Raw genomic sequence first — 412 nt, 5'->3', positions numbered from 1 at the left:
ACCGCGACGCTGAGCGGTGATGGTAAGCATGAATTGAATGCCAAAGCGACGGACGCGGCAGGTAATGTAGGAAGCACGCGAAACTTTGAGGTAACGCTGGACACAGTGACGCCGACTTTGACGCTGAACATAACAGACATGGATGGCAAGGTGTTACAACCGGGTGCAAGCACGGGCGATACGAACTTAGTGTTCTCTGGTATCGGTGAGCCGGGCTTGCGAGCACTGGTTTTCGATAGAGTTGATAGTGAGACGAGGACGTTATTGAGTGAGGTGGTGATATCTGAGGACGGAACTTGGAGCACTACGGTGACGCTTAGCGGCGATGGTAACTATCAATTTTATGCCTTCTCATACGATGCGGCGTTTAATGCTCTTGAGACAGGTGACGTTGAGATCACAGTGGACACCA

General features: G+C 51.5%; 1 protein-coding gene. It reads left to right on the top strand.

The window, feature by feature from the left end; genetic code table 11:
* On the top strand, window positions 1–412 hold a 412-nt coding region (locus tag I8J31_RS20765; protein ID WP_199470493.1), incomplete at both ends, for an Ig-like domain-containing protein.

It is taken from the genome of Marinomonas transparens, assembly GCF_016463975.1.
Taxonomy (GTDB): domain Bacteria; phylum Pseudomonadota; class Gammaproteobacteria; order Pseudomonadales; family Marinomonadaceae; genus Marinomonas; species Marinomonas transparens.
Note: the sequence above shows the minus strand (reverse complement) of the source record. Positions and strands in the feature narration are given on the sequence as shown.